Annotated in this window: 16 protein-coding genes; 13 read left to right on the top strand and 3 right to left on the bottom strand. The window is 65.4% G+C overall.

The genetic code is table 11. The annotated features are described in order from the left end of the window. Positions 1 to 30 precede the first annotated feature (30 nt). The 13 genes from G455_RS0107035 to cysE all read left to right on the top strand — a co-directional run bounded on the left by G455_RS0107035 (position 31) and on the right by cysE (position 10,132). Positions 31 to 624, top strand: a complete 594-nt coding sequence (locus tag G455_RS0107035; protein WP_028093045.1) for a head-tail connector protein — start codon at positions 31 to 33, stop codon at positions 622 to 624. Continuing rightward, positions 621 to 959, top strand: a complete 339-nt coding sequence (locus G455_RS0107040; RefSeq protein WP_028093046.1) for a phage head closure protein — start codon at positions 621 to 623, stop codon at positions 957 to 959. Before G455_RS0107035 ends, G455_RS0107040 begins: the two co-directional genes overlap by 4 nt. Next, entirely contained in the window at positions 956 to 1,369 is a 414-nt protein-coding gene (locus G455_RS0107045; protein WP_028093047.1) for a DUF3168 domain-containing protein, read from the top strand. Before G455_RS0107040 ends, G455_RS0107045 begins: the two co-directional genes overlap by 4 nt. Before the next feature lie 25 nt (positions 1,370 to 1,394). Next, a complete protein-coding gene (locus G455_RS0107050) occupies positions 1,395 to 1,808 on the top strand; it encodes a phage major tail protein, TP901-1 family (RefSeq protein ID WP_028093048.1) in 414 nt (137 codons plus the stop codon). Between the two features lie 3 nt (positions 1,809 to 1,811). After that, on the top strand, positions 1,812 to 2,132 hold the full coding sequence (locus G455_RS0107055; RefSeq protein ID WP_028093049.1) for a gene transfer agent family protein: 321 nt from the start codon (positions 1,812 to 1,814) through the stop codon (positions 2,130 to 2,132). Continuing rightward, positions 2,129 to 2,335, top strand: coding sequence for a rcc01693 family protein (locus tag G455_RS0107060; protein WP_028093050.1), 207 nt, complete (start codon positions 2,129 to 2,131; stop codon positions 2,333 to 2,335). Before G455_RS0107055 ends, G455_RS0107060 begins: the two co-directional genes overlap by 4 nt. After that, positions 2,325 to 2,984, top strand: a complete 660-nt coding sequence (locus tag G455_RS0107065) for a phage tail tape measure protein (RefSeq protein ID WP_028093051.1) — start codon at positions 2,325 to 2,327, stop codon at positions 2,982 to 2,984. Before G455_RS0107060 ends, G455_RS0107065 begins: the two co-directional genes overlap by 11 nt. A 10-nt stretch (positions 2,985 to 2,994) precedes the next feature. Further along, positions 2,995 to 3,627, top strand: a complete 633-nt coding sequence (locus G455_RS0107070) for a DUF2460 domain-containing protein (protein ID WP_028093052.1) — start codon at positions 2,995 to 2,997, stop codon at positions 3,625 to 3,627. Positions 3,628 to 3,629: 2 nt separating this feature from the next. Further along, positions 3,630 to 4,508 (top strand): DUF2163 domain-containing protein, encoded by an 879-nt coding sequence (locus G455_RS0107075; protein WP_028093053.1) that lies wholly within the window; start codon positions 3,630 to 3,632, stop codon positions 4,506 to 4,508. Positions 4,509 to 4,522: 14 nt separating this feature from the next. Continuing rightward, positions 4,523 to 4,972 carry an NlpC/P60 family protein gene (locus G455_RS0107080; protein WP_028093054.1) on the top strand — a complete coding sequence of 150 codons (450 nt, stop codon included), beginning with the start codon at positions 4,523 to 4,525 and terminating at the stop codon, positions 4,970 to 4,972. Continuing rightward, positions 4,972 to 8,901 (top strand): baseplate multidomain protein megatron, encoded by a 3,930-nt coding sequence (locus G455_RS0107085; protein ID WP_028093055.1) that lies wholly within the window; start codon positions 4,972 to 4,974, stop codon positions 8,899 to 8,901. Before G455_RS0107080 ends, G455_RS0107085 begins: the two co-directional genes overlap by 1 nt. 17 nt (positions 8,902 to 8,918) lie before the next feature. Then, the gene (locus G455_RS27235; protein ID WP_456153978.1) at positions 8,919 to 9,236 is read left to right on the top strand and encodes a DUF7742 family protein; all 318 of its coding nucleotides are present in this window, start codon (positions 8,919 to 8,921) and stop codon (positions 9,234 to 9,236) included. A gap of 77 nt (positions 9,237 to 9,313) precedes the next feature. Then, a complete protein-coding gene (gene cysE, locus G455_RS0107095) occupies positions 9,314 to 10,132 on the top strand; it encodes a serine O-acetyltransferase (RefSeq protein ID WP_028093056.1) in 819 nt (272 codons plus the stop codon). A gap of 194 nt (positions 10,133 to 10,326) precedes the next feature. Here the strand turns inward: cysE and G455_RS0107100 are convergent, their stop codons facing one another. The 3 genes from G455_RS0107100 to G455_RS0107110 all read right to left on the bottom strand — a co-directional run bounded on the left by G455_RS0107100 (position 10,327) and on the right by G455_RS0107110 (position 14,537). Beyond that, positions 10,327 to 11,535: an MFS transporter gene (locus G455_RS0107100; RefSeq protein ID WP_028093057.1), complete on the bottom strand. Its 1,209-nt coding sequence runs from the start codon at positions 11,533 to 11,535 to the stop codon at positions 10,327 to 10,329. Positions 11,536 to 11,829: 294 nt separating this feature from the next. Then, positions 11,830 to 13,140: a pyruvate dehydrogenase complex dihydrolipoamide acetyltransferase gene (locus tag G455_RS0107105; RefSeq protein WP_028093058.1), complete on the bottom strand. Its 1,311-nt coding sequence runs from the start codon at positions 13,138 to 13,140 to the stop codon at positions 11,830 to 11,832. 11 nt (positions 13,141 to 13,151) lie between these two features. After that, positions 13,152 to 14,537, bottom strand: a complete 1,386-nt coding sequence (locus tag G455_RS0107110) for a pyruvate dehydrogenase complex E1 component subunit beta (protein ID WP_028093059.1) — start codon at positions 14,535 to 14,537, stop codon at positions 13,152 to 13,154. Between the last annotated feature and the right edge of the window lie 9 nt (positions 14,538 to 14,546).

Genomic DNA, 14,546 nt, shown 5'->3' on the forward strand with positions numbered 1-14,546 from the left:
GGAGCGGTGGCGAGTATCGGAGAGACGCGAATGATGTTGAGCGAAGTGAGCGGCTATGCCGACGTGGCGCTGCCGGTGGCGCAGTTCCGGACCCATCTGCGGTTGGGTCGTGGCTTTGGCGAGGACGGGTTGCAGGACGATCTGCTGCTTGGGTTTCTGCGTGCTTCTGTCGCGGCGATCGAGGTGCGGACCGGCAAGGTGCTGATCGCCCGAGGCTTCAGTCTGCGGGTGGACGATTGGCTCGACGGGGTGGCGGAGCCGCTTCCGGTGGCACCGGTTACCTCGGTGAGTGCGGTGGTTCTGGTCGATGTCGAGGGCGCAGAGGTGGCGCTGGCTGCGGGGTCTTACCGGCTGGTGCCGGACGCGCAGGTGCCGCTGCTGCAGTCGGTGGGAGGTTTGCTTCCGACGATTCCGACGGATGGCCATGCGCGGATCGGGTTTAACGCCGGAATGGCGGCGGATTGGGGCGGTCTGCCGGCCGATCTGGGCCAGGCGGTGCTGCTGTTGGCCGCGCATTATTACGAATACCGTGACGAGACCTCTCTGACAGCGGGTTGCATGCCCTTTGGAGTCACCAGCCTGATCGAGCGTTATCGCCGTATGCGGCTGGGGGCGGTGCGATGAGTACGCCGGTGCTGAACCGCCGGCTGGTGCTGGAGGCGCCGGTGCGGCTGTCGGATGGCGCTGGTGGCGCGATCCGGAGCTGGTCGACCCTGGGAGAGCTCTGGGCCGAGATCAGACCGCGAACCGGCCGGGAGAAGGCCGAGGCGGGGGCGGCGGTGTCGACTGTGGGGTATCGCATTGTGGTGCGCGGCGCGCCGGCGGGATCGTTGCAGCGTCCCGCGCCGGAGCAGCGATTTCGCGATGGGGCGCGGCTCTATCTGATCCGGGCGGTGACGGAATACGATATGGCGGGCCGTTATCTGACCTGTTTCGCGGATGAGGAGGTGGCGGCATGAGCTATGCCTTGGCGGGGCCGTTGCAGGCGGCAATCTATCAGGTTCTGGTGGCCGATAGCGCGCTTGATACGCTGGTGGCGGGGGCGATCTATGACGGGCTGCCTGCGGGCCCTATCCCCGAGACCTATGTGAGCCTCGGTGCCGAGGAGGTTCGGGACAGCTCTGACAAGAGTGGCGCCGGTGCGCTGCACCGTTTCACTGTCTCCGTGATCTCGGAGGCGGCGGGGTTCGCCACGCCGAAGGTGGTGGCGGCGGCGGTGAGCGATGCGCTGGAGGGGGTAACCCCGAGCCTGAGCCGGGGCCGCCTGGTTGGCCTGTGGTTCGAGAAAGCCGTGGCGAAGCGCAGCGGTAGCACGGGCCAAGGGCGGCAGATCGACCTGATCTTTCGCGCCCGGGTCGAGGACGCGTGATCAATTCAAACCTGAGAGGTGGCAGATGGGTGCCCAGAACGGCAAGGATCTTTTGATCAAGGTGGATATGAATGGCAGCGGTCTGTTCGAGACGATCGCGGGGTTGCGCGCCACGCGGGTGAGCTTCAACGCCGAAAGCGTCGATGTCACGAGTATGGAAAGCGCGGGCGGCTGGCGTGAGTTGCTCTCGGGGGCCGGGGTGAAATCGGCAACGATCTCGGGCTCTGGTGTGTTCAAGGACGCGGGCACGGATGAGCGGGCGCGGCAGATCTTCTTCGATGGGGAGATGCCGGAGTTCCAGGTGATCATCCCGGATTTCGGCGTGGTCGAGGGACCGTTCCAGGTGACCGCGCTGGAATATGCCGGCAACCACGACGGTGAGGCAACCTATGAGATGTCGATGGCCAGTGCCGGCGCGCTGGTGTTCACGGCGCTCTGAGCCATGGCGAACCCCTGGACGGGAGAAGTGGCGCTGGTGGTTGGTGGCGAGCGGCGGGTGCTGAAGCTGACACTAGGCGCCCTGGCCGAGCTGGAGGACCGTCTGGGCGCCGACACGTTGGTCGATCTGGTCGGCCGGTTCGAGGGCGGGCGGTTTTCCAGCCGCGATCTGATGGCGCTGATCCTGGCCGGGTTGAGGGGTGGCGGTGCCGATCTGGAGGCGGCGGATTTGTTGCGGCTTGAGATCGAGGGTGGCCCGGTGGCGGCGGCACGGGCGGCGGCGATGCTATTGGCGCGCGCCTTCACGGTGCCGGGGGACGGATGAGCAGGATCAACTGGCCGGTGCTGATGCGAGCCGGGATGCAGGGGCTGCGGCTCAGGCCCGAAGAGTTCTGGCGGCTGACCCCGGCGGAGCTGGCGCTGATGCTGGGGCAGGGCTCTGGCCGGCGACCGATGACGCGGGCGGGGCTGGACGCGCTTTTGGCGCGCTGGCCGGATCGGAAGAAGGATCAGGACGATGGCGGATGATGCGACGGTGGACGCGCTGAGCGCGGGGGCGGATGGGTTGGAGGTGAGCCTGGGCGCCGCGACGACCATGGCGGCGCAATTCGAGACCGAGCTTTCGCGGATGCGGGCGGCCTTGTCGGCGACGGGGCGTGATATCTCCTCGTTGGAACGGGGGTTCTCAAAGGGGCTGAGGCGGGCCTTCGAGGATGTCGTTTTCGATGGTGAGAACCTGTCGGATGCGCTGGACGGTCTGGCGCGGACGATGATGCAGACCACCTATTCAGCGGCGGTGAGGCCGGTGACGGATCGGTTCGGTGATCTTCTGGGATCGGGGGTGGAAAGCCTGGTTTCCGGCTTGTTGCCCTTCGCCAAGGGCGCGGGCTTTGCACAGGGGCAGGTGATGCCCTTCGCCTCGGGCGGGGTGGTGCAGAGAGCCACGGCTTTCGCGATGCGCGGCGGTACCGGGCTGATGGGCGAGGCGGGGCCGGAGGCGATCTTGCCGCTCGCACGTGGCGCGGATGGCAAGCTGGGCGTGCGGTCAGGCAGCGGTGGCGGGGTCAGCGTGGTGATGAATGTGACGACGCCGGATGTGGCCGGGTTCCAGCGCAGCCGCGGCCAGATCGCCGCGCAGATGAGCCGGGCCATGGGGCGCGGGTCGCGCAACCTGTGAGGGGGACGAGATGAATTTCCATGAGGTCCGGTTTCCTGCTTCGCTGAGCTTCGGTTCCGCCGGTGGGCCCGAGCGGCGGACGGATATCGTCACGCTTGCCAACGGGTATGAGGAACGCAACACGCCTTGGGCGCATGCACGGCGGCGCTATGACGCCGGGCTGGGGATGCGATCGCTCGACGATATCGAGACGCTGATCGCGTTTTTCGAGGCACGGATGGGCCAGATGTACGGGTTCCGCTGGAAGGACTGGTCGGATTACAAATCCGCCCGCGCCAGGGCAGAGGTGCGGTTCGACGATCAGGTGATCGCCCAGGGGGATGGGGCGACGGTCGATTTTCAGTTGGCCAAGACCTATCGCTCTGGCGCCTTCAGCTATCAACGACCGATCAGCAAGCCGGTGGCGGGCAGCGTGCGGATCGGGTTGGAACAGGACGAGCTGCAGGAGGCGGTGGATTACACCGTCGATACCGGCACCGGGCTGATCACCTTCGCCCATCCACCTGGCATCGGGCAGGATGTGACGGCGGGGTTCGAATTCGACGTGCCGGTGCGGTTCGATACCGACAGCATCCAGACCAGCGTGGCGAGCTTTCAGGCAGGGGACGTTCCGAATGTGCCGGTGGTGGAGGTGCGGGTATGAACATGGGAGAAGCGTTTCGCGTCCATGTTGCTGGCGGGGTCACGACGTTGTGCCGCTGCTGGGCGGTGACGCGGAAGGATGGGGTGCAATATGGTTTCACTGATCATGACCGCGATCTGGGGTTTGACGATATCACCTTCCGGGCCGAGACTGGGCTGAGCGCGGCGACCTTGCAGCAGGCGACAGGACTGTCGGTCGACAATACCGAGGCGCTGGGAGCCTTGACCGATGCGGGCCTGAGCGAAGCTGAGATCGAGGCCGGGCGGTTCGACGGGGCCGAGGTGCGGGCCTGGTTGGTCAATTGGGCCGATGTCTCGGTCCGCCGGTTGCAGTTTCGCGGTACGATCGGGGAAATCCAGCGGGCCGGCGGTGCCTTTCGCGCCGATCTGCGCGGGTTGACCCAGGCGTTGAACCGGCCATTGGGGCGGATTTACCAGAAGCCTTGCACGGCGGTTCTGGGGGACAGTCGGTGTCGGTTCAACATGGCAACCGCCGGCTATGCCGCCGAGAACGTGATTGGAAAGGTCGAAGAGGCGCAGGTGTTCCGCTGGGACGATCTGGCTGGCTTTGAACCGGGGTGGTTCGCGCGCGGGCGGCTGGTGGTGATCTCAGGCGCGGGGGCTGGGCTCTGGGGGCTGATCAAGCGGGACCGGAGCGATGGTGATGCTCGGGTGATCGAGCTGTGGGAGCCTTTGCGTGCCGGGATCGTTTCGGGCGATGCCGTGCGGTTGGAGGCGGGCTGCGACAAGCAGATGGAGACCTGCCGGTTGAAGTTCAATAACCTGCTGAACTATCAGGGGTTTCCTGACATTCCTGGCGAGGATTGGGTGGTGGCGGTGCCGAAGTCCACCAAACCCAACACCGGGGGAAGCCTGCGGTGAGCCTGCATCCGGGGATGCCGGCGCGGGCCGATGTGGTGGCGGCGGCCCGGGGCTGGATCGGCACGCCCTATCGGCATCAGGCGGCCTGCAAGGGGGCGGGCTGCGATTGCCTGGGGCTGGTGCGCGGTGTCTGGCGCGAGGTCTGCGGGCGCGAGCCGGTGGAGGTGCCCGCCTATACCATGGATTGGTCCGAACCGCAGGGCGAGGAACGGCTGTGGCAGGCAGCCGCACTCTATCTGCGCGAACGTCATGGCGCGGCGGTGCCCGGCGATGTGATCCTGTTCCGGATGCGGACGGGATCGGTGGCGAAACATCTGGGGATCGTGGCGGAGGTGGGCGCGGGGGGGCGCTTCATCCACGCCTATTCGGGCCGTGGCGTGGTGGAAAGCCCGCTGAGCGGCCCCTGGGCGCGCCGCGTGGTGGCGCGGTTCACTTTTCCTGAACGATCACAGGGGGACATGTGATGGCGACCATAGTACTTTCCGCCGCTGGCGCGGCAATCGGCGGTTCGATCGGTGGCACGGTGGCTGGCCTGTCCTCTGTGGTGATCGGGCGCGCGGTGGGCGCGACACTGGGCCGGGTGATCGACGAGCGGTTGCTGGGGGCCGGTTCGAAGGCCGTGGAAAGCGGCAAGGTCGATCGGTTCCGATTGCTGCAGGCCGGTGAGGGCAGCCCGGTGCCACAAGTCTATGGCCGGATGCGGATGGGCGGGCAGGTGATCTGGGCCTCGGACTTTCAGGAGAGCTCCACGACCAGCGGCGGCGGCAAGGGCTCTGCCCCTGGCACCAAGGTGACCGAATACAGCTATTCGGTGTCGCTTGCCGTGGCGGTCTGCGAGGGGGAGATCGCCAGTATCGGCCGGGTTTGGGCCGATGGCGAAGAGGTAGCGCGTGGCGATCTGAACATACGGGTCTATCCGGGCAGCGCCGATCAGTTGGCCGATCCGCTGATGGAGGCGATCGAGGGGGCGGGCATGGTGCCGGCCTATCGTGGCACCGCCTATGTGGTGATCGAGGACCTGGATCTTTCGCCCTATGGCAACCGGGTGCCGCAGTTCTCCTTTGAGGTGCTGAGGGCGGAACAGCCCGAGGCCGAGGGGTATGCCCGCGATCTGGGGCAGATCGTGCGGGGCGTGGCCTTGATGCCCGGGACCGGGGAATATGCGTTGGCGACCACGCCGGTCTATTACGGCAGTGCCGGTGCGCGTTGGGCGTCAAACCAGAACACGCCCGCCGGGATCGCCGATCTGCCCCGCTCCTATGAGCTATTGACCGAGGAACTACCCAACTGCGGCGCCATTTCTCTGGTCGTCTCCTGGTTCGGGAGTGATTTGCGCTGCGGGGAGTGCCGGATTGCACCGAAGGTGGAGCAGAAGGAATACGAGGGCAGCAACATGCCCTGGACGGTGTCGGGGATAACGCGGGCAAGTGCCGATCAGATCGCGGAGGTGGAGGACCGCCCGATCTATGGTGGCACGCCGGCCGATGCCTCGGTGGTGGAAGCGATCCGTCACATGCGCGAGGCGGGGAGCCGGGTGATGTTCTATCCCTTCATCCTGATGGACCAGATGGAGGGCAATACGCTGATCAACCCCTGGAGCGGGGAGGAGGAACAGCCGGCTTTGCCCTGGCGGGGGCGTATCACCTTATCGCTGGCCCCCGGGATAGAGGGGAGCCCCGACGGGAGCGTTCTGGCCGAGGGAGAGGTCTCGGCGTTTTTCGGCACGGCCTCGGCCAGTGATTTCACGGTAGGGGATGGCTCGGTTACCTATACCGGCCCCGAGGATTGGGGGCTGCGGCGGTTCATCCTGCATTATGCCGCGCTCTGTGCCGCTGCCGGCGGGGTGGAGGCCTTTTGCATCGGCTCCGAGCTGCGCGGGCTGACCCAGATCCGTGGGGCGAGTGGGTTTCCGGCGGTTGAGGCGCTGCGGGAGCTGGCGGCGGAGGTGCGGTTGTTGCTGGGGGAGACGGTGAGGATTGGCTATGCGGCCGACTGGTCGGAATATTTCGGCTATCAACCGCAAGACGGCAGTGGCGATCGGTATTTCCATCTGGATCCGCTCTGGGCCGATACGAATATCGACTTCGTGGGCATCGACAATTACATGCCGCTGTCGGATTGGCGCGATGGCAGCGATCATATGGATGCCAGGGCGGGATGGGAGAGCATCTATGACCCCGCTTATCTCGACGCCAATGTCGAGGGGGGAGAGGGCTACGATTGGTATTACCACTCCAGCGCGGCGGAGGCGGCGCAGATCAGGACGCCGATCACCGATGAAGACCATGGGGAAGCCTGGGTCTGGCGCTACAAGGACCTGCGTGGCTGGTGGGGAAACGCCCATCACGAGCGGATCGGGGGGCTGCGGCAAAGTCTGCCCACGGCGTGGGAACCGGGAATGAAACCGATCTGGTTCACCGAGCTCGGCTGTGCCGCCATCGATAGGGGAACCAATCAGCCGAACAAGTTCCTTGATCCCAAATCCTCGGAATCGCGCCTGCCGAAATACAGTAGCGGCTTGCGTGACGATCTGATCCAGCGCGCCTATCTGCAGGCGCAGTTGGGTCATTGGGCCGATGCGGGGAATAATCCTGTCTCAGGCATCTATGGCGGGCCGATGCTGGATCTGGAGAACGCCTATGTATGGGCCTGGGATGCGCGACCGTTTCCGGCCTTTCCGAACCTGACCGATCTGTGGAGCGATGGGGAGAATTACACCCGTGGTCATTGGTTGAACGGGCGGGTGGGGCAACGGACGCTCGCTTCGGTGGTGGAGGAGCTTTGCCGGCGCGGCGGGGTGGCGGAGATCGACACCGCGCGGCTGCACGACATGGTGCGCGGCTTTTCCATAGACCGGATCGACGATATCCGCGCCGCCCTGCAACCGCTGATGCTGCGCTATGGTTTCGATGCCATCGAACGCGACGGGGTGCTGCGGTTACTGACCCGCACCGGGCGGGAGGCGGAGGCGCTGGAGCGGCAACGCTTGGCGGTGCACGGCGATCTGGATGGTACGATCGAGCGGAGCCGCGAGGCGGATAGTGAGCTTGCCGGGCGGGTGCAGCTGCAATTCGTAGAATGGGGCGGCGATCACGAGATCGCGGCGGAAGAGGCGGTGCTGCCCGATGAGGAAACGCATGCGGTCTCGGTGACCGATCTGTCGCTGGTGATGACAAGGGGGGAGGCGCGGGCGGTGGCCGAACGTTGGCTGGCCGAGGCGCGGGTGGCGCGTGACAGTGCCCGGTTCGCCCTGCCGCCATCGCGCATGGCGCTGGGCGCCGGGGATATCGTGCAATTGCCAGGCGACGAGGGAGAGGGCGCCGGGCTCTTTCGGATCGACCGGGTCGAGCAGGCAGAGGCGCAGCTGATCGAGGCGGTGCGGATCGAACCGGCGGTCTATACGCCCTCGGAACAGATTGAGGGGCTGCCGGATGCGACTGCCTTTGCCGCCCCGGTGCCGGTACTGTCCTTGTTCATGGACTTGCCGCTGATCTCCGGGGACGAGGTGCCGCAGGCGCCGCATCTGGCGGTGACGGCCACGCCCTGGCCGGGGACGGTCGCGCTCTATGCTTCGGCTGCGGATGAGAATTACGCGCTGGATCAGGTGATTGCCGCGCGATCCGTTATCGGGCTGACCGAGACGCCGATGCGCGCAGCGAGCGCCGGCTTTTGGGACGAGGGCGACGCGCTGCAGCTGAAATTGTTGAGCGGTGCGCTGGAATCGCGCGAGGCGCTGGCGGTGCTCAATGGTGCGAACCTTGCCGCCATCGGCGACGGTACCCCCGGCAATTGGGAATTGTTCCAGTTCCGCCAAGCCGATCTGGTGGCGGGGGATACCTATCTGCTGTCGGGTCGGCTCAGGGGGCAGTCGGGGACGGATGGCATCGTGCCCGATGTCTGGCCGGTGGGGTCCTATTTCGTGTTGTTGAACGGGGCGCAGCCACAGATCGCCCTGACCTCGGCGCAGCGGCGGGTGGCGCGGCATTACCGGATCGGACCCGCGCGGCGGGGCTATGACGATCCGTCCTATCTGCATCGGATCGAAGCCTTCGACGGCATCGGCCTCAGGCCCTATCGGCCTTGTCATCTGCAACTGGCGTGGAACGGCGCGGGAGATGTTACCGCAAGCTGGATACGCCGGACCCGGCTGGTCGATGGCAGCGACTGGGCGCTGGAGGAGGTGCCGTTGGGCGAGGAGACCGAGGCATATCGTGTTCGGATCATTCAGGACGGGGTGCTGATCCGCGAGGTGCAGGTCACCGTCCCGGAATGGACCTATGGCGCGGCGGCGCAGGCGTCGGACGGGCTGGTGTCGCCGGCACTGCTGGAGGTGGCGCAGCTCTCTGCCCGGTTCGGGGCGGGACCGGCGGCGCAGATCACCTTGCCGGCCTGATACCGGTACGACCGGTCCTGCATGGCGATGTCAGCGCCGCCGCCCGGGCGCTTCTGGCAGTTGCCCCCGAGGCGAGGCGGGGGCTGAGTGCAAGGCTTCTGCTGGAGGCGGAAACCGCTGATATATATCGCCTTCGCACTGGCCGATTGCATCCGCGTTGGGGGAACGGATCCTTGATGGCGGCGGCGCGGCAGTATCGTCTGGCGCGGGAGCCGGGCTTCGACGATCTGGAATATTGCGCCTCTATAGTATTGATCTTGCAGGAATTAATGGCGCATCTTCGGAGCGGTTCCGGGAATAGGACTGTGCGAGAAGAGCCCTATCAGCGGGTGTGATCGGCCTCATCACAACTTTGCCTTTGGCCAAATCTGTCCTAAATGGCTATTCTAAGCGCAGGAAAGGACCATTCGCCATGCTGCAAACGCGCAAGACCCTCACCCCGATCGATCCGGTCTGGGACCGGATCACCGACGAGGCCCGGGATATCGTCCGCGATGCCCCGTTGATGGGGGGGCTGGTGCACGCCTGTATCCTGCATCATACGTCTCTGGACAGAGCATTGTCCTATCGCATCGCGGCCAAGCTCAATTCCAACGAGATGTCGATGATGGTGCTGCGCGAGATCGCTGATCAGGCCTATGTTGATCAGCCGGCGCTGGTCGAGGCCGCGCGCGCCGATCTTATGGCGGTGTTCGAACGCGATCCCGCCTGTCATCGGCTGGTACAGCCGGTGCTGTATTTCAAGGGCTACCAGGCGATGCAGGCCTATCGCATCGGTCATTGGCTGTGGCAGCGTGGTGAATATGATCTGTCCTATTTCTTCCAGATGCGGATTTCCGAGATTTTCGGGGTCGATATTCACCCGGCGGCGCGGATCGGTAAGGGCATCATGATCGACCACGCCCATTCCATCGTCATCGGCGAAACCGCGGTGGTGGGAGACAACGTGTCCATGCTGCATTCGGTGACCTTGGGCGGCACAGGCAAGGAAGAGCAGGACCGCCACCCGAAGATCGAGGATGGCGTGCTGATCGGTGCCGGGGCCAAGGTGCTGGGCAATATCCGCGTTGGCCATTGCAGCCGGATCGCCGCCGGGTCTGTGGTGCTGGAGGATGTGCCGCCCTGCAAGACCGTGGCCGGGGTGCCCGCCAAGATCGTGGGCGAGGCTGGCTGTGATCAGCCCTCGGTCAATATGAACCAGAATCTGAGCGGCTGTCTCTGCACCGACTGACGGAGCGTTGCAGGGGGATCGGGGAAAGGGGCGCGATAGCGCCCCTTGTCGTGTTGCGCGTCGATGGCGGGCTGGCCGGTGGCGAAACCCGTCATTTCCTCCAGCGCCTCGTTAAATGTGATGGCCCCTGCTCATTCTTGACAGAGGGTCGCCCGCGCCCTGCGCATGGGCTGGGCGACAGAGTATTCCAGATATTATCCCAGTGCTGCCGGGGTCGGGACCAAGACAACCGGGCGTGGCCGCCGGGCCTGGAGCCAGGCCAGCGCCAGCACGATCATCCCGCCGATGGCCAGCGCGGCACCGACCATCCCGGAGGAGGCCCAGCCATAGCCGGCGCCGAGCGCGGCTCCGGCCAAGAGCGGCCCCAGGGCGTTGGCGGCGTTGAAGGCGGCATGGTTCAGCGCGGCGGCCAGGGTCTGTGCCTCGCCGGCGACATGCATCAGCCGCATTTGCAGCGGGATCACCAGGCCGGACATCAGCCCCATGCCCAGCACGGCGAGTGCCATCAAGGGCCAATGTCCCATTACGGCGGCGTACAGAAGCGCCATGGCGGCCATTCCGATCAGCAGCATCAGAGCCGCACCGAATTGCGACCAGGCGGTCAACCGACCGGCGAGATAGCTGCCGGCGGTGGAGCCGATGCCATAGCAGGACAAGGCCAGGGGAATGCCCCAGGCCGGTGCCCGGGCGGCGTCGATCATCGCGGCGGAGAGATAGGAGTAGACGGCGAAGATCGCGCCCGAGCCGACGGCTCCGATGCCCAGCGTCAGCCAGATGGCCGGGTTCGACAGCGCCCGGATTTCGTTCAGCGGGCTGCGGCTGACATCATCTTGCAGCACTGGCGCGGTGCGTCCGATCGCCAGAGCGCAGAGGCCGGCAATCCCGGCGACGATCACGAAGCTCCAGCGCCAGCCGAACCATTGCCCGACCGCCCCCGCCAGCGGTACGCCGATCACATTGGCGACGGTCAGCCCCATCAGCACCTGGGCCACGGCCACGGCCACCGCACCGCGCCGGTTCGGCGACAGTTCGGCGGCGAGCAGCATCGCGACCCCGAGATAGGCCCCATGCGGCAGGCCGGCGGCGAAGCGTGCGGCGATCAGAAGGCCCAGACTGGGCGCAAAGGCCCCGAGCAGATTGGCGATGCCGAAGAAGGCGATCAGCAGGATCAAAAGCCGCTTGCGATCCAGTCGGGCGCCCAGAATGGACAGCACCGGCGCACCGACGACGACACCAAGCGCATAGGCGCTGATGGCATGACCGGCCTGCGGTTCGCTCACCCCCAGATCACTGGCATAGAACGGCAGCAGGCCCATGGTGGCGAACTCGGTGACACCGATGCCGAAGGCGCCGATGGCGAGAGAGAGAATCGTCAGTGACGCCTGACGGTCGGAATGAGCCATAGCGGTCTCCGAAAGTCTGGGGGCTGTGATGCAGCCGGGGAAAGCAGGTTGTCGGGGGCACATCTCCGGTCGCAAAATGGCAACCGAAAGTGCCGCGGGAATGCCGCATCGTGGACGTCAATACAATTGCTGGTATCGCAAGGGGGGCATGCGAAACCGGCATGGTTTTTGTGATCTGTTCGTTACATCTTTTGGGCTGTGCCGGTGGCGGCATCGGCGCATGGCAAAACGGGCCGCACAAGGCGGCCCGTCTGGTCATTTCCCAACGATGTCAGCTTGTTGATGCCCGGCCCCTCAGGCCAGCATCAACATCGGGTTTTCCAGGTTCTCGACAATCGCCTGCAGCAGTTGGGCGCCGAGCGCGCCGTCAATCACCCGGTGGTCGACACTGAGCGTTATCGACATCACGGTGGCCACGGTGATCTGGTCATTGGCATCGACCACCGGCTTCTTGACGCCGGCGCCGACCGCCAGGATCGCCCCGTGCGGCGGGTTGATCACCGCATCGAAATTGTCGATCCCGAACATGCCTAGGTTGGAAATCGCGAAGCTGCCGCCCTGATATTCATGCGGTGCAAGCTTGCGATCCCGCGCGCGGGTGGCTAGATCCTTCATCTCTGCCGACAGGGCAGAGAGCGATTTCATTTCGGCATCCTTCAGCACCGGCGTGAACAGCCCGCCGTCGATGGCGACAGCAACCGCCACGTCCGAGGGTTTCAGTTGCAGGATGCGGTCGCCAGCCCAGACCGCATTGGCGGTCGGCACGGCTTGCAGCGCCAGGGCGCAGGCCTTGATGATGAAGTCGTTGACGCTGAGCTTGACACCGCGCGGGGCGAGCTGCTTGTTCAGCTCACCGCGGAATTTCAGCAGCGCGTCGATCTTGATGTCACGGCGCAGATAGAAATGCGGGATCGACTGTTTCGCCTCGGTCAGCCGCGCGGCGATGGTCTTGCGCATGCCGTCCAGCTTGACCTCTTCGAACTCGCGGCCCTCGTACATCTTCAGCACGGTGTCGGTGGCCGGGCCCATGGACATGGTCGGCGCGGTGGTGGCCGAGACCGGTGCGGCTGCCGCAGCCGGTGCGGCGGCAGGTTTTGGCGCCGCGCTGGCGCCTTCCACATCGGCCTTGACGATGCGACCATGCGGACCGGATCCCTTGATCGCGCTCAGATCCAGCCCCTTGTCGGCGGCGATCCGGCGTGCCAGCGGCGAGGCGAAGATACGGCCGCCATCTGCCGCCACCGGGGCAGCGGGGGCCGCCACAGGTGCGGGCGCCTCGGCAGCCGTGGTTTTCTCAGCCGGTGCAGCGGACGCGGGCGCGGCAGCGGTGGCGGAGGGAGCGGCGATATCATCGGCGCTTTCGCCCTCTTCCAGCAGCACCGCGATCGGGGCGTTGACCTTCACCCCCTCGGTGCCTTCCGCCACCAGCAGCTTGCCGACGATACCTTCATCGACGGCTTCGAATTCCATCGTCGCCTTGTCGGTTTCGATCTCGGCCAGAAGGTCGCCGGATTGCACCGTGTCGCCTTCCTTGACCAGCCATTTCGCCAGTGTGCCTTCCTCCATCGTGGGGGAGAGGGCGGGCATCAGAATTTCAGTGGGCATCGCTCTGCTCCTTACCGATAGGTCACTTGCTTGACCGCCTCGATCACCTCATCGGTGGTCACCAGCGCCAGCTTTTCCAGATTGGCGGCATAGGGCATCGGCACGTCCTTGCCGGTGCAGTTGATCACCGGGGCATCCAGATAATCGAAGGCCTGTTGCATCAGCACCGAAGAGATGTAGCTGCCGACCGATCCCTGCGGCCAGCCTTCCTCGACCGTGACGCAGCGGTTGGTCTTCATCACCGACCGGATGATGCTGTCGGTATCCATCGGGCGCAGGGTACGCAGGTCGATCACCTCGGCGTCGATGCCGTCTTCGGCCAGCTTCTCGGCGGCTTCCAGCGCGAACTGCATGCTGGTGCCGAAGCTGACGATGGTCACATCCTTGCCTTCGCGCCAGATCTTCGCCTTGCCCAGAGGGATGGTGAAATCCTCCAGCACCGGCACGTCGAAGCTGTGACCGTAGAGCAGCTCGTTCTCCAGGAAGATCACCGGGTTGGGATCGCGGATGGCACTTTTCAGCAGGCCTTTGGCATCGGCGGCGGAATAGGGCATCACCACCTTCAGCCCGGGGATCTGCATGTACCAGGCGGCATAGTCCTGGCTGTGCTGGGCGCCGACGCGGGCCGCCGCGCCATTGGGGCCGCGGAAGACCATGGGCGAGTCCATCTGTCCGCCGGACATGTAGCGCGTCTTGGCGGCGGAGTTGATGATCTGGTCAATCGCCTGCATGGCGAAGTTGAAGGTCATGAATTCGACGATCGGTTTCAGCCCGCCGAAGGCGGCACCAACGGCGATACCGGCAAAGCCGTGTTCGGTGATCGGGGTGTCGATCACCCGCTTGGCGCCGAATTCGTCCAGAAGGCCCTGCGACACCTTGTAGGCGCCCTGATATTCGGCGACTTCCTCGCCCATCAGATAGACGCGGTCATCGGCGCGCATCTCTTCGGCCATGGCATCGCGCAGGGCTTCGCGCACGGTCTGGGCCTTCATCGGCGTGCCCTCGGGCCAGTCCGGGCTCAAGTCCACCTCGGGCGCCTTGGGGGCGGCGGGGGCAGGGGCCTCGGCGGCCTCTGTCGCGGCCTTCTCGACCGGAGCAGCCGAAGAGAGCGCGGCAGCGGCCGAGGTGGCGCTGGCGATATCATCGGCGCTTTCGCCCTCGTCCAGCAGCACTGCGATGGGGGTGTTGACCTTGACCCCCTCGGTGCCCTCGGCGATCAGCAGCTTGCCGACCACGCCTTCGTCCACCGCCTCGAATTCCATCGTGGCCTTGTCGGTTTCTATCTCCGCCAGGATATCCCCGGAGGAAACGGTATCGCCCTCTTTCACCAGCCATTTGGCCAGCGTGCCTTCCTCCATGGTCGGCGACAGGGCGGGCATCAGAATTTCGGTTGCCATCTTACTTCA

This window comes from Pseudodonghicola xiamenensis DSM 18339 (assembly GCF_000429365.1).
Lineage (GTDB): Bacteria > Pseudomonadota > Alphaproteobacteria > Rhodobacterales > Rhodobacteraceae > Pseudodonghicola > Pseudodonghicola xiamenensis.